The organism is Sphingomonas cellulosilytica, from assembly GCF_052321755.1.
In the GTDB taxonomy this organism is placed as follows: Bacteria; Pseudomonadota; Alphaproteobacteria; order Sphingomonadales; family Sphingomonadaceae; genus Sphingomonas.
On the sequence record NZ_JBQRTT010000004.1, the window covers coordinates 364,500 to 383,574 of the forward strand.

Sequence of the window (19,075 nt, forward strand, 5' to 3'; positions counted from 1 at the left end):
CCCCCGATCCCGTTCTGCTGAAAGCCGGCAGCAGGTCGATGCCGCCTGCCTCTTTTTGAGACGTTTGCGCTGGCACCGATGCGGACCTTTGTAACCAATCCAGACCAAAAGCCATAAATAAATTTTCTATAATTGCGTGCGCGGAGGCTAAACGGTTGGATTGCGAGGTGAGCCGTGAAACGGTGGCGCGCGTTGGTACCCATGTGGCGAAGGAAAGGTGAACTATGGTGGGTAGCGCGCGGCGCACTGGCGCGGTCGCCCTGGAAATCTGCGTCGAATCCGTCGCGGGCGCGATGGCGGCGATCGCGGGCGGGTGTGATCGGATCGAATTGTGCAGCGCGCTGGCGCTCGGCGGGCTGACGCCGTCGGCGGGGCTGGTCGCGGGGGTGCTGGAGGTGGCGGTGCCGGCGGGCGTGCCGGTGCGGGCGATGGTGCGGCCGCGGCCGGGCGATTTCGCTTACGATGCCGCGGATCTGGCACTCGCTGCACGGGAGGCGCGGGCGTTGATCGCGGCGGGCGTGCAGGGCCTCGTCTTCGGGGCGACGGACGGGGGCGCGTTGGCGACGGCCGCGTTGCAGGAGTGGTGTGCGGGGTTGGGAGCGGAGGTGCCGCTGACCCTGCACCGGGCGATCGACGTGGTGGCGGATCCGGTCGCGGCGGTGGACGTCGCCGTGGCGCTCGGCTTCGATCATATCCTGACCTCTGGAGGCGCGCGCAGCGCACCCGAGGGGGCGGCGACGATCGCGCGCATGGTGGAGCGGGCGGCGGGGCGCTGCACGATCATGGCCGGTGCGGGCGTCGCGCCCGGCAATGTCGCGGCGCTGGTGGCCGCGACCGGCGTCGCCGCGGTGCACGGTTCGGCGAGCGAGGCGGTCACGGTGATCGAAAACGACCGTTTCGGTTTCGGTCCGCACCCGCGCACAACCAGCGTTTCACTGGTGCGCGGTCTGCGGGAACCGATTGACGACAAGTCCAATCTAGGACAATTGTAGGGTCTGGCGTCAGGGGGCGCTACTGGCGCTGTTCTGTCAGCCGTGGCACCGGTTAGCACCACGGTAGGCAGAAGAGGGAGTCGAGGATGAGTTTCGTGAGCAGGGTGGGGCGATTCCGCACCGACAATCCCTCGCCGCTCTATCTGCAATTGCAGCAGCTGATCCGCGACGCGATCGGCGGCGAGGTCATCACGCGTGGCGACGCCATCCCCGCCGAACGCGATCTGGCGGTTGATTACGGCGTGTCGCGCATCACCGTGCGCAAGGCGATCGAGGGCTTGGTGGAGGAGGGGCTGCTGACCCGCCGCCGCGGTGCCGGCACCTTCGTCGCGGGCCGCGTCGAGAAGAATTTCAGCAAGCTGTCCTCCTTCACCGAAGACATGATCGCGCGCGGCCGTGAGCCGAGCAGCGCCTGGATCTCGCGCGCGGTCGGCACCGTCAGCCCGGAGGAATCCATGGCGCTGGCCCTGTCGCCGAGCGCGCCGGTGTATCGCTTCCAGCGCCTGCGCTTTGCCGACGAGGTGCCGATGGCGCTGGAATTGTCGACGATCGCGGGGTTCTGCCTGCCCTCCGTCGATGCGGTCGACACCTCGCTCTATGCGGCGCTGACCGATGCCGGGCATCGCCCGGTGCGGGCCTTGCAGCGCCTGCGCGCGGTGCCGTTCGGCGGCGATCATGCCCGCATGCTCGGCGTCGATCCGGGATCGCCCGGGTTGCTGATCGAACGTCGCGGCTTCCTGCGCGACGGGCGGGCGGTGGAGTTCACCCGATCCTATTACCGCGGCGACAGCTACGATTTCGTGGCCGAGCTCGCCGATACCTGATGATTGCCAAGGGGGTTCAGTGACGATCGACGCAACCACCGCCACGCTGATGCGGGCCGAGACGCTGGAGGCGGGCGATACCGTCGCGCGGCTGCTGGAGCGCAACGCCGCGGCTTTTGCGGCGCTAGGCGGACGGTTGCGCGGCGAGGCGCCCGATGTGGTCGTCACCTGCGCGCGCGGATCGTCGGACCATGCGGCGATGTACGGCAAGTATCTGATCGAGACGATGATCGGCACGCCCGTCGCCTCGGCCGCGCCTTCGGTGGTGTCGTTGTTCGACGCGCCGGTGGCGACGCGCCGCGCCCTGTGCATCGCGATCTCGCAATCCGGGCGCAGCCCCGACCTGCTCGCCACCGTCGAGGCACATGCGAAGGCGGGTGCGCAGGTCGTCGCCCTCGTCAACGACGAAGGCTCGCCGCTCGCCGGGATGGCCGACACGCTGCTCGCGCTGAGCGCGGGGCCGGAGCGGTCGGTGGCGGCGACCAAATCCTGCATTGCGGCGATGGCGGGGCTGGCCGCGCTGGTTGCCGCCTGGTCCGGTGACGAGGCCTTGCAGGCGGCGGTCGGGCAGTTGCCCGAGCAGCTGCGCCAGGCCGTGGCGCTGGACTGGAGCGCGGGGGTCGAGCCGCTGGCCGATGCGCGACAGATGTTCGTGATCGGGCGCGGCTATGGCTTCGGCGTCGCGCAGGAATGCGCGCTGAAGTTGAAGGAAACCTGCCAGATGCAGGCCGAACCGTTCAGCGCCGCCGAAGTGCGGCACGGGCCGATGGCGATCGTCGGCGACGGCTTCCCGGTGCTGGCGCTCGCCACCTCCGATGCGGCGGGCGATGATGTGATGGCGGTGGCGGAGACGTTCGCCGGGCGTGGCGCGACCGTGCTGGCGGCGCATGCCGGCGATGCGCAGGCGACGCTGCCGGCGCTCCAGGCGCATCCGGCGGTGCAGCCGATCCTGATGCTCGCGAGCTTCTATGGCCTGGCCGAGGCGCTGTCGCGCCGCCGCGGGCTCGATCCCGATCAGCCGCCGCACCTCGCGAAGGTGACGCGGACGCTATGAGCGCGGCACATCGGTTCGCCAACGGCCATGTCGTCGTGGCCGGAGAGGTCTGGCGTGGTGCCGAGATCGTCGTCACCGGCACGCGCATCGCCGCCATCCGGCCGCTCGACGGCGATGCGCAGGACGCGATCGACCTGGACGGCGGCTGGGTGATGCCCGGCTTCATCGACACGCAGGTGAACGGCGGCGGCGGCGTGCTGTTCAACGACGAGACGAGCGTTGCCGGCGTGCGTGCGATCGCCGAGGCGCATGCGCGCTACGGCACCACCGCGCTGCTGCCGACGCTCATCAGCGATTCGCCCGATCGCATCGCCATGGCGCTGGACGCGGTGGATGCGGCGATCGAGGCGGAGGTGCCCGGCGTCGTCGGCGTGCATATCGAGGGGCCGTTCCTCAACGTCGCGCGCAAGGGCATCCACGATCCCTCGCGCTTCCGCCTGCTCGATGCCGCAATGGTGGAGCTGCTGTCGCGGCCGCGGCGGGGCAAGGTGATCGTGACGCTGGCGCCGGAACTCGCGCACCGCGACGATATCGCCCGGCTGGCCGATGCCGGCGTGCGGGTATGCGCGGGCCATACGGAGGTGCCCTATGACGCCGCGCTCGCCGCGTTCGATGCGGGGCTGAGCGGCATCACGCACCTGTTCAACGCGATGCCGCCGATGGTGCAGCGCACCCCCGGACTGGTCGGCGCGGCGCTCGACGATCCGCGGCCGTGGTGCGGCCTGATCGTCGATGGCGTCCATGTCGCGCCGGCGGTGCTGCGCATCGCCCTGAAGGCGCGCGGGCACGAGCGGATGATGCTGGTCACGGACGCCATGTCGTCGGTGGGCGCGGAGACCAAGGACTTCGTGTTGCAGGGGCGGCAGATCCGCGTGCGCGACGGCATCTGCTCCTATGAGGACGGGACGCTCGCCGGATCGGATCTCGACATGGCGGCGGCGGTCGCCAACGCCATGGGCATGCTCGGGCTGGAGCCGGCGGTGGCCGCGCGCCTTGCGGCGGGCAATCCCGCCGCCTTCCTGGGGCTGGAGGCGGAGCGGGGAACGCTCGCCGTCGGTCTGAGGGCGGACTGGGTGCAACTGACCGGCGCGATGGCCCCGGTGGCGACCTATATCGGAGGGGTGCAGGCATGACGATCGACCGGCGGCAGCTTCTGGGAACCGCCGGTGCCGGTCTGACGCTGGGCATGCCGGGCATCGCTTCTGCCGCCGCGCCGCGGACGCGCTACGGCGCGCTGCCGATGCCGCTGCCCGGCGACACGCTGCCGCGGCCGGTGCCGGTCGGCGATCCGTCGCGCGTCAGCTTCGACCAGGGCTGGCTGTTCCACGAGGGTGATATCCTGGTGCCGCCGGCGACGACGCATGAGGAAACCTATCGCCGGTCGAAGGCCGGCAACGCGGTCGGCGCGGCGGCGATGGACTATGACGACAGCGACTGGCGGGCGGTGACGCTGCCGCACGACTGGGCGTCGTTCCAGCCGTTCGTAAAAAGCGCCAATCCGTCGCAGGGCTATCGCCCGCGCGGCATCGGCTGGTACCGGCGCACCTTCCGCCTCGATCCGGCGGCGCGCGGCCAGTACCTGGAACTGCAGTTCGACGGCATCGCCACCAATGCCGCGATCTGGATCAACGGCAGCGTCGTCGATCGCAACTGGTCCGGCTACAACAGCATCTACGCCGATATCACGCCGTTCGCGCGCTATGGCGACCAGGTCAACGTCGTCGCGATCCGCGTCGATGCCGATGCGATGGAGGGCTGGTGGTACGAAGGCGCCGGCCTCTACCGCCATGCCTGGCTGGCGACGCGCGCGCCGGTGTCGATCGAAACCGACGGCGTGCATTGCGATCCGCGGCACGGCGATGGCGGCTGGCACGTGCCGGTGACGGTGACCGCCCGCTCGACGGAGGCGGCACCGGCCAGCGTGCGCGCGGTCGCCAGCCTGATCGATCCGGACGGGCGGACGATCGCCACCGTGCGGTCCGACCCGGTCGCGGTGCCCCCGCTCGACAGCGCGGCGCTGCACGCCAGCCTGACCGTGCCGGCGCCGCGATTGTGGTCGGTGGAGACGCCGACGCTGTATACCGTCGCGGTCTCGCTGGAGCGTGACGGCCGCGCGGTGGACGCGCGCCGCGTCGAGGTCGGTTTCCGCACCATCCGGTTCGATGCCGACAAGGGGCTGTTCGTCAACGACCAGTCCGTCAAGCTGAAGGGCGTGTGCCTGCACCTCGACCATGCCGGCGTCGGTGTTGCGGTCCCGGACACGCTGCTGATGTGGCGGCTGGAACGGCTGAAGGAGCTGGGCTGCAACGCGATCCGCTGTTCGCACAATGCGCCTGCCGCCGAGTTCCTGGCGCTCACCGACCGGATGGGCTTCCTCGTCATGGACGAGAACCGCAACTTCAATCCGTCGCCAGACTATATCGCGCAGCTGGAATGGCTGGTGCGGCGCGACCGCAACCATCCCAGCGTCATCCTGTGGTCGGTCTTCAACGAGGAGCCGATGCAGGGCACGCATGCCGGCGTCGAGATGGTCCGGCGGATGGCCGCGGCGGTGCGCCGCCTCGACGACAGTCGCCCGGTGACCGCGGCGATGAACGGATCGTTCTTCGATCCCGAAAACGTGTCGAGCGTGGTCGATGTGGTCGGCTTCAACTATTATCAGGGCGATTACGACCGCTTCCACCAGCTGAACCCGGCCAAGCCGATCACCAGCTCGGAAGACACCAGCGCCTATGAGACGCGCGGCGCGTTCGTCAGCGATCCCAAGGCGCACGTCATCTCGTCGATGGACGAGGAGGCGACATCCTGGGGCGCGACCCATCGGCAGGCTTGGGCGGAGATCGCGCGGCGGCCGTTCGTCGCCGGTGGCTTCGTGTGGACCGGGTTCGACTATCATGGCGAGCCGACGCCCTATGCCTGGCCGACGGTATCCAGCTTCTTTGGCATCCTCGACCTCTGCGGATTCCGCAAGACCGCCTTTGACATCCATCGCGCCGGCTGGGTCGACGATGCCCCCGTCGTCGGCCTGGCGCCGCACTGGACGTGGCCGGGACGGGAGGGACAGCCGGTGCCGGTGCTCGTGCTGTCCAACGCCGAGCGGATCGTGCTGAAGCTCAACGGCCGCACCGTGGGTGAGGCCGCGGTCGACCGGCTGATGGGCAACAGCTTCACCATAGCCTATGCGCCCGGCACGCTGGAGGTGATCGCCTTCCGCGGCGGCCGCGAGGTGGCGCGCGCCGGGCATGAGACGGCGGGGCCGCCGGTCGCGCTGCGGCTGACGCCCGCGCGGCGCGTGATGGCCGGCGACGGCGTCGACGTGCAGCCGATCACCGTCGATGCGATCGACGCGCGTGGCCGCCACGTGCCGACCGCCAATCTGCCGGTCCGCTTCGCCGTGCAGGGCGCGACGATCATCGGCCTGGGCAATGGCGATCCCAACAGCCATGAGCCCGAGAAGGGCGATGCGCGATCGCTGTTCAACGGGCTGGCGCAGGTGATCGTCGAGGCGGATGCGGCGCCGCGCGGGCGGATCGTCATGCGGGCGACCGGGCCGGGCATGAAGCCGGCGTCGCTGTCGATCGACCGGCTCGCCGCCACCCCGCCGCCGCAACTCGCCCCGACCAAGGCGGCGCGCACCATCGATGCCTGGCGGCGATCGCCGTTGCTGGCGGCGCGGCCCGACGCGTCGCTCGCACCGGCGGATGGCGACAACAACAGCTGGGCGTTCGTCCGCAGCGGCACGCCGACGCCCGCGGAGCCGCAGGGCGGCTGGCACGTGTACCGTGCCAAGGTGAGGCCGGTCCGCGCCGTTGCGGCGAACGGCGGCGCGATCGCCTTCGCCAGCGTTGCCGGCGCGGCGGACCTGTGGGTCGACGGCCGCAAGCTCGCCACCAAGACGCAGGCTGCGCCCGGAGCGATCGAGGCGGTGCTGCCGCCGGGCTCGGGCGAGCGGATCATCGTCCTGATCGTCCGGCCTCAGCCCGGCCAGCCTTCGGGTATTCTGGGGCCGGTCGCGATCGGGCGATGATCGTCGAATGTCCTGCGTGGCTTGCGCCGCAGAGCAAGGCGCATGCACCTTGCGACACGCTGCCGACAAAAAAGCGTGTCGTTCGATCGGTTTGACCGTCGCACGATTGTCACGCAATGGTATGCAATAGGTATTGTCAGTGCAGCGGCGTAGGATACACTGCACGACGGGTTACGGGGTATGAGGCGTAGATGACCGACTTGCAGCTGGTGGCGCCACTCGCCGGATGGGTCCTGCCGCTGGCCGCCGTTCCCGACCCGGTCTTCGCCGAAGGCATGATGGGGCCGGGCCTCGCCATCGATCCCATCGGTGACACGCTGCATGCACCGTGCGATGCCACCGTCGCGACGCTGCACGCCGCGGGGCACGCAGTGACGTTGCAGGTCGGCGCGCCGGCGGCGGGCGTCACGCTGCTGATGCACGTCGGCATCGACACCGTGGCGATGGCCGGGCGGGGCTTCACGCCGCTGGTGGCGGTGGGCGATCGGGTGCGCGCGGGCGATCCGCTGATCCGCTTCGATCTCGACGCCGTGGTGCAGGGTGCATCGGCGGCGGTGACGCCGGTGATCGTCGTGGAAGGCGCCGAGGTAACGCTGGTCGATCCCGCGCACGACCGGCTCATCGCCGTCGGCGAGCCACTGGTGCGCATCGTCGCGGGGCAGGGCGGCACCATCGCCGCAGCGAACACCGACGAAGGCGTGAGCCGTGAGATGACGGTCCACCTGCCGCATGGCCTGCATGCGCGACCCGCGGCGCGGATCGTCGCCGCGGTGCGGGCGAGCGGTGCCGAGGTGACGCTGCTGAGCGGCGAGCGCTCCGCATCGGCGGCAAGCCCGGTGGCGTTGCTGTCGCTCGGCCTCGCCCATGGCAGCACCGTAACCGCGCAGGCGCGAGGCGGGGACACGGCGGCGGTCCTCGATACCGTCGAAGCGCTGCTGACCGCCGAGGTCGAGGCGGCACCGGCCGCGCCCACTACCGCGGCCGTTCAACCCGCACCCGCACCCGCACCCGCCAGCGTCGCCGAGCCCGGCGCGATCGCCGGCGTATTGGCCGCCCCGGGACTGGCGGTCGGCCTGGCGGCGTGGCTGCGCGCCGCGGTGCCCGACTTGCCGACCGGGGGCGAGGGCGTCGCTGCCGAACAGGCGAGGTTGGTCGAAGGCCTCGCCACAGTCGCCACCGCGCTCGATGCCGCGGCGGCGAAGGGCGGCCAGATGAGCCATGTGCTCGGCGCCCATCGCGCGATCCTGGACGATCCCGATCTGCGTGCCCGTGCCGATGCGGCGATCCTCAACGGCATGTCCGCCGCCGCCGCGATCATGACCGCCGCCGAGGCGCAGGAGGCGCAGCTGCGAGCCTCCGGCAACGCGCGTATCGCCGAGCGCGCGGACGATATCCGCGACGTGGCGCTGCGTGTCGTGCACGCGATCCTCGGCACCGCGCCCGCCGCGCTGACCGTACCGGCCGGCGCGATCGTGCTGGCGGACGACCTGCTGCCCTCGCAACTCGCGGCCTTGGCCGGAACCGGCATCGGCGGCTTCGCCGTGGCGGGCGGGGGGCCGACCTCGCACGTCGCCATCCTGGCCGCCGGCATGGGCGTGCCGATGGTGGTGGCGCTTCGTGAGGCGATCCGCGTGATCGCGGATGGCACGCCGTTGATCCTGGATGCGGATGCGGCGATCCTGATCCCCGATCCTGCCGCCGATCGCCTGGTCCAGGCGAAGGCGACGATCGCAGCGCGCGCGGCGGCGGAAGCGACGGCGCGCGCGGCGGGCGACCGCCCGGCGGCCACTGCCGATGGCGTGGCGATCCATGTCTACGCCAACCTCGGCTCGGTCGCCGATGCGCAGGCCGCGGCGGCAGCGGGTGCGGAGGGCTGCGGCCTCCTGCGTACCGAGTTCCTGTTTCTCGACCGCACCACGCCGCCGGACGTGGCCGAGCAGGCGGAGCAATATCGCGGTGTCGTCGATGGCTTGCCAGGTCGGCCGGTGGTGATCCGCTTGCTGGACGTCGGCGGGGACAAGCCTGCACCGTATCTGGAGATACCGGCCGAGGAGAACCCGGCGCTGGGCCTGCGCGGCATTCGCGTCGCGCTCGCCCGGCCGGACGTGCTCGACGATCAGCTGCGCGCGATCCTTGCCGTGCCTGATGTCGAGCGCTGCCGCATCATGGTGCCGATGGTGGCAAGTGCCGACGAAATGTCGGCGACGCGCACCGCGCTCGATCGGCTGCGCGACGAACTCGGCATCGGCCCGGTGCAACTGGGTGCGATGATCGAGACGCCTGCCGCCGCCGCCACCGCCGATCTCATCGCCGCACATGCGGATTTCCTGTCGGTCGGCAGCAACGACCTCACCCAATATGTGCTGGCGATGGACCGCGGCAATCCGGCGCTCGCGGCCGGGATCGACGGCCTTCATCCCGCCGTGCTGCGGCTGATCCGGATGACGTGCGAGGGCGCGGCGACGCGCGGTGTGCCGGTCAGCGTCTGCGGCGGCCTTGCCGCCGATCCGCTCGCCGCGCCGATCCTGATCGGGCTGGGGGTGCGGACCCTGTCGGTGCCGCCGGCACGCGTGCCCGCCACCAAGGCGCTGGTCGCCGGCCTCACGCTCGCCGCCGCGCAAGGGCTTGCCAGCGAGGCGCTGGCGGCCTCGGGGGCGCCGCAGGTCCGCGCGCTAGCCCGCCGTTTTGCCGAGGAGTCCGGCCGATGAGTGCATCCTCCAGCGGCGGACGCGCGTCCGTGATGAGCTTCCTCCAGCCGCTCGGCCGTGCGTTGATGCTGCCGATCGCGGTGCTGCCCGTCGCCGGGCTGCTGCTGCGTCTGGGGCAGCCCGATATCGGCGCGCTGATCGGCGCCGATCTGTCTTTCCTCAGTGCGGCGGGGGATGCGATCTTCGCGCATCTCGGCCTGCTGTTCGCGATCGGTGTCGCCACCGGTTTCGCGCGTGACGGCAATGGCGCCGCGGTGATGGGCGGCGTCGTCGCCTATCTGGTGATCGCCAACACCGCCCAGGTGTTCCTGGTGCCGCCGCCGGCCACCGTGCCGCCGGGCAGCGCGGATGCGATCGCGGCGACGCTGACGACCGCGTGGAAGGCGGCGGCGATCGACAAGTTGCAGGTGCCGATCGGCATCATTGCCGGGCTGATCGGCGGCGTGCTCTACAATCGCTTCTCGACCGTCAAGCTGCCGGAATATCTCGCCTTCTTCGGCGGACGGCGGCTGGTGCCGATCCTCGCCGGCATCGTCGGGCTGGTCATCGGCGCCCTGCTGGGGCCGAGCTATGCGGCGATCAGCGCCGGCGTTGACGCGCTGAGCCGTGGGGTGGTCGCTGCCGGCGGCTTCGGCCTGTTCGCCTTTGGCGTGCTCAACCGGTTGCTGCTCGTCACCGGCCTTCACCACATCCTCAACAACGTCGCCTATTTCGTCGTCGGCGATTATCACGGCAAGACGGGCGACCTGACCCGCTTCTTCGCGGGCGATCCGACCGCCGGCGGCTTCATGAGCGGCTTCTTCCCGGTCATGATGTTCGGCCTGCCCGCCGCCTGCCTCGCCATGTACCATGCCGCCGCGCCCGACCGGCGCAAGGCGGTGGGCGGCATGCTGTTCAGCCTTGCGCTCACCTCGTTCCTGACCGGCGTCACCGAGCCGATCGAGTTCAGCTTCATGTTCCTGGCGCCGGTGCTCTACGGCATTCACGCGCTGCTGACCGGCCTGTCGGAAGCGATCATGAATGCGTTTGGCGTCCGGCTCGGTTACGGCTTCTCCGCCGGGCTGTTCGATTATGTGTTGAACTATGGCAAGGCGACCAAGCCGCTGCTGCTGATCCCGATCGGTGCGGTGTATGCGCTGCTCTATTACACCTTGTTCCGGTGGGCGATCACCCGCTTCGACCTGCCGACGCCGGGCCGCGAGCCGCTCGATGCAGGCGTGCCCGCCGCGCCGGCCGTGGCTGCGGATGCCAAGGCGGCGGCGTTCGTCGCCGCACTGGGTGGCGCGGCCAACCTCCACGCGATCGACGCCTGCGCGACGCGCCTGCGCCTAGCGGTCGCCGACGCCCAGGCGATCGACGAAGCACGGCTGCGCCAGCTCGGCGCCCGCGGTGTGCTGCGCCCGTCGCCGACCGCGGTGCAGGTGATCGTCGGCGGCATCGCCGACGGCCTCGCTATGGAGATGCGGGCCGCGGTGGAGGCGGGGCAGGGCATGCCCGCGGCCGCGCCGGCAGCACCCGCCGCGGTGGTGGAGCCTGGGACGCTGCCCGCAGCGCTGCTGCCCGCGCTCGGCGGAGCGGGCAACGTCGACGCGGTGAGTCGTCACGGAACCCGGCTGCGCGTCGTGGTCGCCGATGCCGGGAAGGTCGATGCGGCGGCTCTGGCGGCCGGCGTGCGCGCCGTCGCCTGGGTGCGTGCCGATACGCTGCACCTGTTGATGCCGGCCTGACCGCGCAACGGCGCTTGCATCCCCGGCCGGCTGCGGTTAGTCGATCGGGCAGCGCCGTGGCACGCGGGTGTAGCTCAATGGTAGAGCAGAAGCTTCCCAAGCTTACGACGAGGGTTCGATTCCCTTCACCCGCTCCAACGCCGCAACCCCCTGCCGCTGTGACGATTTATGCCGTGCCGCACCGGCGGCGGGATGGTGATCCCCGGCGCATCGTGCGATATGATGGTCGACATGAGGGACGTTGCGATCATCGTGATCGGGCTGGTGGCCGCTCTCGCCGCCGGTGCCATCGTGCGGGGCGTCTATCTTCGCCATCGGGCGCGGCGATCCGCACGCTGGCACCGCCGCTATTTCCATGAGGGCGGGCTGATCCGGGTGCTGATGAGCCGCTGGTCGAGCCAGCCCAAGCTCACCTATCGCCGGCCGGACGATGCGGCAGCTTCGGCACGCTCCGAACGCTAGCCGCGTCAGAAGAACCGCAGCAGCATCAGCAGCAGGCCGAGCATCGACGCGACCCAGGCAAGGCTGCGCACGTAGCGGACGCCCAGCAGGTAGAGCGGGATGTAGACCACCCGCGCGAGGAACCACAGCCATGCGCCGATCGCCCCCATGCCGCCGGTCTGGCCGGTGATGGCGAGGCCCAGCGCGAGCGCGACGAAGGCGGGATAGGTTTCCTGGTAATTGGCCAGCGCCCGCGCAGCGCGGCCGGCGAGGGGCCCGAGCGGTGTCGCCTCGCCATCGCGTGGACCGGCGTTCCAGTCGAGGCCGCGGTCCCGCGTCGCCGTCTGCCCCTGCAGCATGATATGCACCACCAGCAGGACGACGGACGCACCGAGCAGCGTCATTTCGGTAGGCATCGGATGCTCCCCATCGGTTCGACGGGGTAACGAGGGAGCGGCACTGCGGCTCCCTCGTGGTGCCGGTCAGGCGGACAGCAGCAGCGCCAGTTCGTAGAAGGCGGCGCCGATCAGCCCCGCCGCCGGCAGCGTGACGACCCAGGCGACGACGATACGGCTGGCGACGTTCCAGCGCACCGCCGACAGGCGGCGTGCGGAGCCGACGCCGACGATCGCGCCGGTGATGGTGTGGGTGGAGGATACCGGAATGCCGCCCATCGTCGCCATGAACAGCGTGATCGCGCCGCCCGTTTCGGCGCAGAACCCCTGCGCCGGGGTGAGGCGGGTGATCTTCGATCCCATCGTGTGCACGATCTTCCACCCGCCCGACATCGTGCCGAGTGCCATCGCCGCCTGACACGAAAGGACGACCCAGAAGGGGACGTGGAACTCGCCGCCGAGCATGCCCTGCGAGTAGAGCAGCACCGCGATGATCCCCATCGTCTTCTGCGCGTCGTTGCCGCCGTGGCCGAGGCTGTAGAGCGCGGCCGAGACGAGCTGGAGCTTGCGGAAGCGCCGGTCGACGCCCATCGGCGTCAGCCGCAGCGAGGTCCAGGCGACGAGCAGCACCAGCAGCAGCGCCAGCACCAGGCCGACGGTCGGCGACAGGAAGATCGCCGCCACCGTCTTGCCGACGCCGGCCCAGACGACGCTGGAAAAGCCGGCCTTGGAGATGCCGGCGCCCAGCAGGCCGCCGATCAGCGCATGGCTGGAGCTCGACGGGATGCCGTAGCGCCAGGTGATGACGTTCCACGCGATCGCGCCCATCAGCGCGCCAAAGATCACCTGCGGATCAATGATTTGCGCATCGACGATGCCCTTGCCGACGGTCTGTGCGACGTGGAGGCCGAAGACGGCGAAGGCAATGAAATTGAAAAACGCTGCCCAGAGCACCGCGTGATGCGGCTTCAGGACGCGAGTGGACACCACCGTGGCGATGGAATTGGCGGCATCGTGCAGGCCGTTCAGGAAGTCGAACAGCAAAGCGACGCCGATCAGCGCGACCAGCAGCGTGAAGGAAATGGTCATGGCTCAGGCGTGATCGATGACGAGACCCTGGATCTCGTTCGCGATGTCCTCGAACCGGTCGGCGATGCGCTCCAGGTGGCTGTAGATCTCGCGCTCGACGATGAACTTCATCGGCTGGTCGTTGCCGCACGCCTTGAAGAGGGCCTTCAGGCCGCGGGCGTGATGCTCGTCGGCCTGCCCCTCCAGCTGCACCAGCCGCGCGGTGAGGTCGTGGAGGCGCGTCGCGTTGGCGTCGAGCTTGCGGAGCAGCGGGATCGCCTCGGCGGTGACGCGCGCCGCCTCGACGACCAGCTTCACCATCTCGCGCATGTCGGGGGCGAATTCCGTCACCTCGTACAGCGCGATGGTGGTCGCGGTCTGGTTCATCTGGTCGATCGAATCGTCCATCACGCCGATCAGGTCGGTGATCGCCGACCGGTCGAACGGCGTCACGAAGACGCGGCGCACGTCCTGCAGGACGTCGCGGGTGATATCGTCCGCCTCGTGCTCGCGATCGACGATCTCCGCGATGTGCTGCGCGATCGCGCCATCGCCGCTGAACAGCCGTTGCAGGGCGTCGGCACCGGCGACCAGCGTGGCGGCATGCGCCTCGAACTGCTCGAAGAACCGACCCTGTTTCGGCATCAGCGCCTGGAACCAGGCAACCATAAGAAACCTTTCGAGTAATGGCGCGGCGCGCATGGAGCGGGGCGAGGCGGCGCGCAAGCCCAATCTGGCCCAGGCGCCGTATCGGAACGGGTCGGCCATGGCGTGGCCACCGTTCCGAACCGGACGGGGATGGATGCCGTCTCCATGGCCGCCATGCATGACAATCCCGTGACGGTTTGTCGATTCGCATGCGGCACGATTCCGTGCCGGCGAACGATGCCGCCCGATCTCGACACTTGGCGGCGGGCAGGGCATGCGCCGGCGATGCCCCCGATCCCGTCAGCGACCGCGTCCTTCATCCAACAGCTCCGCACCGCGACCGAAGCCGATCACCAGGCGGTGGACGACAGGTTCGGCGGCTTCGCACTCGACGATCGGGCCGATTATCGCCGTTTCCTGGAGGCGCACGGCCGGGCCTTGCCTGCGATCGAGCGGGCGCTGGATGTCCCGACGGACGATGCGCTGCCGGCCTGGCGGCGGCGGACGGAGGCGCTGGCAAGCGACCTGGGCGCACTGGGCGCAGACCTGCCCGTCCCGCTGCCCTTCACCGCCGACGGGGGAGAGCGCTGGGGTGCCCTCTATGTGATCGAGGGATCGCGGCTGGGCGGCCAGCTGCTCGCGCGCAGCGTGCCTGCGGGCTGGCCGGCCGGCTACCTTGCCGACCGGCATCGTCCCGGCGAATGGCGGACGCTGCTGGCCGCGATCGAGGCGCGCGCAGCCGCGGCCGACCCCGCATGGCATCAGGCGGCGCTGTCCGGCGCGCGGGCGGCCTTCGCCCTCTACGCTCGCGCGGCCGCCGAGGTGTCGCACGGTGCGGAGACGCGCCGGCGCTGACGCAAATTGCTCATTATGGCGGGAATGAACGCGCACCGCCTACGCAAGTCGCATCCGACCTGTCATGCGCTACGCCTCGCAGGAGGCAATGTCGCGCATGGGTTCGAACGTCGGCGAAGTGACGCGATTGCTCGCGGAGATGCAGACGAGCATCATCGCGGCGGGCATGCGGAGCTTTCGCGGCGACGTCGATCGGTTCGCGATCTTTTCCCTGATCGTCCGCGAAACCTTGCAGCGCAACGCACTGGCCAAGGCGATCTCGACGCATTCGCTGGCGATTTCGCTGTCGCGGTCGTTCGAAACCGTGCGCCGCCACGTGATCGCGATGACCGATGCGGGATTGTGCGTACGCGGCCGGAGCGGCGTGATGGTCCGCGCCGACGTGCTCGAACGGCCCGATGTCGCCGCATTGATGCGCCTGTCGCACGACAGCTTCGTCCGCATGGCAGACGGGTTGGTCCGCCTGGGCGAGCTACCCGCCGTCACCGGCACGGCGCGCGCCTACGACAGCCATGTCGGCATCGCCGCGGCGATCGACGTGATGCTCGCCACCGTCGACAGCGATCGCGCCATCCATCACGACTGGCTCGACCTCGTGCTGTTTTCCACCATCCTGCATGCCAACATGCAGCGGTGGGCGCAGATGCCGGACGCCGGCGGGCTCAGCCCCAGGCATGCGGTACGCGCCGGCGTGATTGCCCGCGTGCTGAGCCTGCCGGATACGACCGTGCGGCGGCGATTGACCCGCCTGACCAGCACGGGCGGCCCCGTGCTCCGCCTGCAGCAGGGCTTTCTGGTGTCGGAGCGATGGCTGGAGAGCGACGAGGCGCGCGCGACCAGCCAGCGCACCTACACGCATATCCGGCTGGTGGTGACCAACGCCGCGGCGCACGGATTTCCGATCGCCGATCCGAGGAGTGCCTATCTGGACGGGCCGCCGGCCGCGGATACCTTCGCGTGACGCGCAGGGGCCGCGGCCCGGATCAGACTTCGCTGATCGGGGCGGTAACGATGGCGCGCAGGCCGGGGCCGTTGTCGCCATAGTCGAGCGTGCCGGACAGACGCTGCACCATCGCGCTCATCATCCGGCTGCCGAAGCCGGAGCCCTGCGCCTCGGCGTTCGGATCCTTGCCGCGGCCTTCGTCGGCGACGATCAGGCGGAACTTGCCGCCGTGCCGCTCCAGCACGATCGCGATCGGCCCCGCCCGGTCGACATAGGCATATTTGGTGGCGTTGATGACCAGTTCGGTCAGCACCAGGCCGATGTTGACCGCGCGATCGGTCGGCACCAGCACGGGAGCGAGCTCCAGCGAGATGTGCTTCGCCCAGTCCGCGCCCAGCGAGGTGCGCATGTCGGCGACGAGTTCCTCGATATAGCGCGACAGGTCGATGCTTTCGACCTGATCCTCGCGATAGAGCCGGCGATGCACCAGCGCGACCGCGGCAAGCCGCGCCTGCGCCTCCGCCAGCTGATCGGCGACGATGCCGCTGTCGGTATTCTTGGCCTGAAGGCGCAGGAACGAGGCGACCAGCTGCAGGCTGTTCTGCACGCGATGGTTCACCTCCTTCATCAGGACGTCCTTCTGCGCGAGCAGGGCGTCCTTTTCGAGCAGGGTGCGGCCCAGTTCCTGGTTCAGCATGCGGACCTGCCGATGCTGCCGTTCCTCCTGGATGCGGCGGCGCAGGCGATGGGCGGCCTCCACCTCCTCCAGCGTCCAGCGCCGGGCACGCCCACGCACCGTTTCGGTGAAGCTGGCGAAGGACGCGCGCGGCGTCAGCATGCCGCCGGGGCCGGTCGCCGCCTTATGGGGATTGCCTGCCCATTCGATCTCCTCGATCCGCTCGGCGCGCAACCAGAGCAGCATCGCATCCTCGTCGTACAGCGGCAGCGCGATCAGACCGCTGGCATGCTGCGCCTGCGCACGCGCGGTCGGCAGCAGCGCGCCCAGTTCGTGCGTGCTCACCGGCTCGCCGCCGCGGCTGCGCACCCAGCGTGCGATCTCGCGCAGCGTCTCGTCGGACGGGCAATGACCGACCGCCTCGATATCGCGACCGGTCACCAGGGCGAAGCCGTCAGCGCCCAGCATGACGCGCAGGTCGTCGGCCACCGCGGCGACCGTGCGGCGCAACGGCTCTTCATGGCCGAACCGCGGCACGATGGCATCCTGCGCCGCATGCAGCGCCAGCCGCTCGCGATAGGCGGCGGCCTCTTCCTTGGCGCGGATCTGCCGGGCGAGGCCGCTCGCCAGCGTCGCCGCCGCGTTGCGGAGATCGGGCGGCAGCAGGCGCGGGCTGTTGTGGTGGCAGGCGATCAGCCCCCACAGCAGCCCGTCCTTGACGATCGAGATCGATGCGGACGCGCCCACGCCCATGTTGCGCAGATACTGGAGGTGGATCGGCGAGACATGGCGCACCGCCACGTCGCTGAGGTCGCAGGCCGCAAAGCCCGCCGGCCGCAGGGGGGCAGGGTCGTAGTCCACCGTCGGGATGGCACGCGTCCGGTTGCGGACGTACAGCGCCCGCGCCTGCTGCGGAATGTCCGATGCCGGAAAGTGATGGTTGAGGAAGCTGTGCAGTTCGGGCACGCGATCCTCGCCGACCACGCGCCCGGCATCATCGTCGAGGAACTGGTAGATCATCACCCGGTCGAAGCCGGTGAGCGTCCGGAACGCGGCAGCGGCGCGGGCATACAAGGTCTGCTTGTCCCCGGCGCGTTCGAAGCTGCTCGCCACCGCATCGAGCCAGGCGAGCATCGTCGCCGCCGTCAGCGGATCGGTGGCGGCCGGTTCCAGCTCGACCAGCAGATGCGTGCCGCTGCGGTGCAGTGTCGCGATGAAGCGTTCGGCCGTCCCTTCGACAGGCGCGGGCGTGCGCGCGTTGGGGCCGCCGGGAAAGGTGTTGAGCAGGTGGGCGACATCCTGCCCGATCAGCTCGGCGAGCGGCCGGTCGAGCCATTCGGCCGCGAGCCGCCCCTCGATATCGCCGGCGCCGGCAAGGGTGCGATGCTCGCCCGCGCCCTCGGCGATCAGCAGCAGACCATGCGGCTGGATGGCGCCGGGGATATGGATCGGCTCGCGATCGCATGCGCTGATATCGAGCGCCGGCTCGGTCGGATGGGGTATGGCCATGGTCACTCTTGATACTGCGTCGGTCCACCATGGGCGCGCCGGTGCGGCTATACAATCCATGGCGGGTTGATCCACGTTAATTCCGCTATGTGGAACGGTGCGCCCTGACCGGGGGTTGGACGCTTTCTGCCCGGTGTCATCAAGGGGTTGCGGCATGGTATCCGTGGAATCGTCCCGTGATGGTACAGATCGCGTCATGCGCCGGCGATCTGACGGAGCAGCGTGCGGCGCCGTGCCCGCCCGGCTTGCCGGATCGGCCTGGGGCGGGATAGCGACGATCGGGCGATCGCAATCATCTGGGGGACCATGGTAAAACTCTTTCACGTCAGCGATGTGCACTTCGGTGCCGAGGATCCGCAGGCGATCGCCTGGTTCAGCGAACGCGTCCGCGAAGAGCGGCCCGACGCGGTAATTATGACCGGCGACCTGACCATGCGGGCGACACGCAGCGAATTCGAACGCGGCGGCGCTTGGTTGCGCAGCCTGGGCGTGCCGGTGACGCTGGAGGTCGGCAACCACGATATCCCCTATTACTGGGACCCGTTCCGCCGCCTGTTCGCCCCCTATCAACGCTATGCCGCGGTGGAGCGGATGATTGAGCGCGAGCTGGACCTTGCCGGCGTGACGATCGTGCCGCTCAAGACGACGGCGCGCGCGCAATGGCGCTGGAACTGGTCCAAGGGCCGGGTCAGTCCCGGATCGTTGCGGCGGGCGCTGGCGCTGATCGCCGCGGCGCCCGAGGGCAGGCTGATCTTCGTCGCCGCGCATCACCCGCTGATCGAGGGCGGGACCAAGGGCACGGCGAAGACGCGCCACGGCGACAGCGCGTTGACCGCTCTCGCCGCGGCGGGCGCGCATGCTGTCCTGTCCGGCCATGTCCACGATCCCTTCGACGTGCCGGTGGATCGCGACGGCCGCATCGTGCGCATGATCGGGGCAGGGACGCTATCGAAGCGCGTGCGCAACTCCCCGCCCGCGTTCAACGAGATCCGCATCGCCGATGGCCGCTTTGAAACGATCGCACGCACGATGGATGCAGCGCCGCGCCGTCCGATCAGCGAGGAGGTCGCACGCCCGCACGCCTGATCGGACCCCGTCCCACAATCGTACGGCGATGTCATCGTACAGGGTTTCGGTCCGAAATGGATGACGCTACGACATCCCTAACGCTACGTTAGGGGAGCAACGATGCTGATGACGGGGGACGC

The 19,075-nt window shown here is 69.9% G+C and carries 14 protein-coding genes, 1 tRNA gene and 1 pseudogene; 12 read left to right on the forward strand and 4 right to left on the reverse strand.

Annotated elements, in window-relative coordinates; genetic code table 11:
- Window positions 1-224 precede the first annotated feature (224 nt).
- The 9 genes from ACTZQ5_RS09205 to ACTZQ5_RS09245 all read left to right on the forward strand — a co-directional run bounded on the left by ACTZQ5_RS09205 (window position 225) and on the right by ACTZQ5_RS09245 (window position 11,794).
- Window positions 225-992 (forward strand): copper homeostasis protein CutC, encoded by a 768-nt coding sequence (locus ACTZQ5_RS09205; protein ID WP_443584873.1) that lies wholly within the window; start codon window positions 225-227, stop codon window positions 990-992.
- A gap of 86 nt (window positions 993-1,078) precedes the next feature.
- Window positions 1,079-1,816, forward strand: coding sequence for a GntR family transcriptional regulator (locus ACTZQ5_RS09210; protein WP_443584874.1), 738 nt, complete (start codon window positions 1,079-1,081; stop codon window positions 1,814-1,816).
- A 49-nt stretch (window positions 1,817-1,865) separates the two neighbouring features.
- Window positions 1,866-2,870: an SIS domain-containing protein gene (locus ACTZQ5_RS09215; RefSeq protein ID WP_443584928.1), complete on the forward strand. Its 1,005-nt coding sequence runs from the start codon at window positions 1,866-1,868 to the stop codon at window positions 2,868-2,870.
- Window positions 2,867-4,003, forward strand: a complete 1,137-nt coding sequence (gene nagA, locus ACTZQ5_RS09220; protein WP_443584875.1) for an N-acetylglucosamine-6-phosphate deacetylase — start codon at window positions 2,867-2,869, stop codon at window positions 4,001-4,003. The genes ACTZQ5_RS09215 and nagA overlap by 4 nt, the downstream gene beginning before the upstream one ends.
- Entirely contained in the window at window positions 4,000-6,897 is a 2,898-nt protein-coding gene (gene galA, locus ACTZQ5_RS09225; RefSeq protein ID WP_443584876.1) for a beta-galactosidase GalA, read from the forward strand. The genes nagA and galA overlap by 4 nt, the downstream gene beginning before the upstream one ends.
- Window positions 6,898-7,088: 191 nt before the next feature.
- Window positions 7,089-9,605 carry a phosphoenolpyruvate--protein phosphotransferase gene (gene ptsP / locus ACTZQ5_RS09230; protein WP_443584877.1) on the forward strand — a complete coding sequence of 839 codons (2,517 nt, stop codon included), beginning with the start codon at window positions 7,089-7,091 and terminating at the stop codon, window positions 9,603-9,605.
- Window positions 9,602-11,332, forward strand: a complete 1,731-nt coding sequence (nagE, locus tag ACTZQ5_RS09235) for an N-acetylglucosamine-specific PTS transporter subunit IIBC (RefSeq protein WP_443584878.1) — start codon at window positions 9,602-9,604, stop codon at window positions 11,330-11,332. Before ptsP ends, nagE begins: the two co-directional genes overlap by 4 nt.
- A 63-nt stretch (window positions 11,333-11,395) precedes the next feature.
- Window positions 11,396-11,469: transfer RNA gene (locus ACTZQ5_RS09240), tRNA-Gly, on the forward strand.
- 94 nt (window positions 11,470-11,563) lie between these two features.
- On the forward strand, window positions 11,564-11,794 hold the full coding sequence (locus tag ACTZQ5_RS09245) for a hypothetical protein (RefSeq protein ID WP_443584879.1): 231 nt from the start codon (window positions 11,564-11,566) through the stop codon (window positions 11,792-11,794).
- Between the two features lie 5 nt (window positions 11,795-11,799).
- Here the strand turns inward: ACTZQ5_RS09245 and ACTZQ5_RS09250 are convergent, their stop codons facing one another.
- From ACTZQ5_RS09250 to ACTZQ5_RS09260, 3 genes and pseudogenes are all read right to left on the reverse strand, one after another.
- On the reverse strand, window positions 11,800-12,189 hold the full coding sequence (locus ACTZQ5_RS09250) for an MAPEG family protein (protein ID WP_443584880.1): 390 nt from the start codon (window positions 12,187-12,189) through the stop codon (window positions 11,800-11,802).
- A 66-nt stretch (window positions 12,190-12,255) separates the two neighbouring features.
- Window positions 12,256-13,257, reverse strand: a complete 1,002-nt coding sequence (locus ACTZQ5_RS09255; RefSeq protein ID WP_443584881.1) for an inorganic phosphate transporter — start codon at window positions 13,255-13,257, stop codon at window positions 12,256-12,258.
- 3 nt (window positions 13,258-13,260) lie between these two features.
- Window positions 13,261-13,917 (reverse strand): annotated as a pseudogene (locus tag ACTZQ5_RS09260) (DUF47 domain-containing protein); the annotation flags it as partial.
- Window positions 13,918-14,244: 327 nt separating this feature from the next.
- Between ACTZQ5_RS09260 and ACTZQ5_RS09265 the strand changes: the two are divergent.
- Window positions 14,245-14,739 (forward strand): biliverdin-producing heme oxygenase, encoded by a 495-nt coding sequence (locus ACTZQ5_RS09265; protein ID WP_443584882.1) that lies wholly within the window; start codon window positions 14,245-14,247, stop codon window positions 14,737-14,739.
- 64 nt (window positions 14,740-14,803) lie between these two features.
- Window positions 14,804-15,700 carry a hypothetical protein gene (locus ACTZQ5_RS09270; protein ID WP_443584883.1) on the forward strand — a complete coding sequence of 299 codons (897 nt, stop codon included), beginning with the start codon at window positions 14,804-14,806 and terminating at the stop codon, window positions 15,698-15,700.
- Window positions 15,701-15,722: 22 nt separating this feature from the next.
- On the opposite strand, the gene ACTZQ5_RS09275 is transcribed toward ACTZQ5_RS09270, so the two are convergent.
- Window positions 15,723-17,867 carry a histidine kinase dimerization/phosphoacceptor domain -containing protein gene (locus ACTZQ5_RS09275; protein WP_443584884.1) on the reverse strand — a complete coding sequence of 715 codons (2,145 nt, stop codon included), beginning with the start codon at window positions 17,865-17,867 and terminating at the stop codon, window positions 15,723-15,725.
- Window positions 17,868-18,173: 306 nt separating this feature from the next.
- Here ACTZQ5_RS09275 and ACTZQ5_RS09280 point away from each other — a divergent pair, with 306 nt between their 5' ends.
- Entirely contained in the window at window positions 18,174-18,953 is a 780-nt protein-coding gene (locus ACTZQ5_RS09280; RefSeq protein WP_443584885.1) for a metallophosphoesterase family protein, read from the forward strand.
- Window positions 18,954-19,075 lie beyond the last annotated feature (122 nt).

Excerpts from the sequence above, each read along its gene's own strand:
- ACTZQ5_RS09205 (WP_443584873.1), top strand. The coding sequence starts at position 225 with ATGGTGGGTAGCGCGCGGCGCACTGGCGCGGTCGCCCTGGAAATCTGC.
- ACTZQ5_RS09210 (WP_443584874.1), top strand. The coding sequence starts at position 1,079 with ATGAGTTTCGTGAGCAGGGTGGGGCGATTCCGCACCGACAATCCCTCG.
- ACTZQ5_RS09215 (WP_443584928.1), top strand. The coding sequence starts at position 1,866 with ATGCGGGCCGAGACGCTGGAGGCGGGCGATACCGTCGCGCGGCTGCTG.
- nagA (WP_443584875.1), top strand. The coding sequence starts at position 2,867 with ATGAGCGCGGCACATCGGTTCGCCAACGGCCATGTCGTCGTGGCCGGA.
- galA (WP_443584876.1), top strand. The coding sequence starts at position 4,000 with ATGACGATCGACCGGCGGCAGCTTCTGGGAACCGCCGGTGCCGGTCTG.
- ptsP (WP_443584877.1), top strand. The coding sequence starts at position 7,089 with ATGACCGACTTGCAGCTGGTGGCGCCACTCGCCGGATGGGTCCTGCCG.
- nagE (WP_443584878.1), top strand. The coding sequence starts at position 9,602 with ATGAGTGCATCCTCCAGCGGCGGACGCGCGTCCGTGATGAGCTTCCTC.
- ACTZQ5_RS09245 (WP_443584879.1), top strand. The coding sequence starts at position 11,564 with ATGAGGGACGTTGCGATCATCGTGATCGGGCTGGTGGCCGCTCTCGCC.
- ACTZQ5_RS09250 (WP_443584880.1), bottom strand. The coding sequence starts at position 12,189 with ATGCCTACCGAAATGACGCTGCTCGGTGCGTCCGTCGTCCTGCTGGTG.
- ACTZQ5_RS09255 (WP_443584881.1), bottom strand. The coding sequence starts at position 13,257 with ATGACCATTTCCTTCACGCTGCTGGTCGCGCTGATCGGCGTCGCTTTG.
- ACTZQ5_RS09270 (WP_443584883.1), top strand. The coding sequence starts at position 14,804 with ATGCGCTACGCCTCGCAGGAGGCAATGTCGCGCATGGGTTCGAACGTC.
- ACTZQ5_RS09275 (WP_443584884.1), bottom strand. The coding sequence starts at position 17,867 with ATGGCCATACCCCATCCGACCGAGCCGGCGCTCGATATCAGCGCATGC.
- ACTZQ5_RS09280 (WP_443584885.1), top strand. The coding sequence starts at position 18,174 with ATGGTAAAACTCTTTCACGTCAGCGATGTGCACTTCGGTGCCGAGGAT.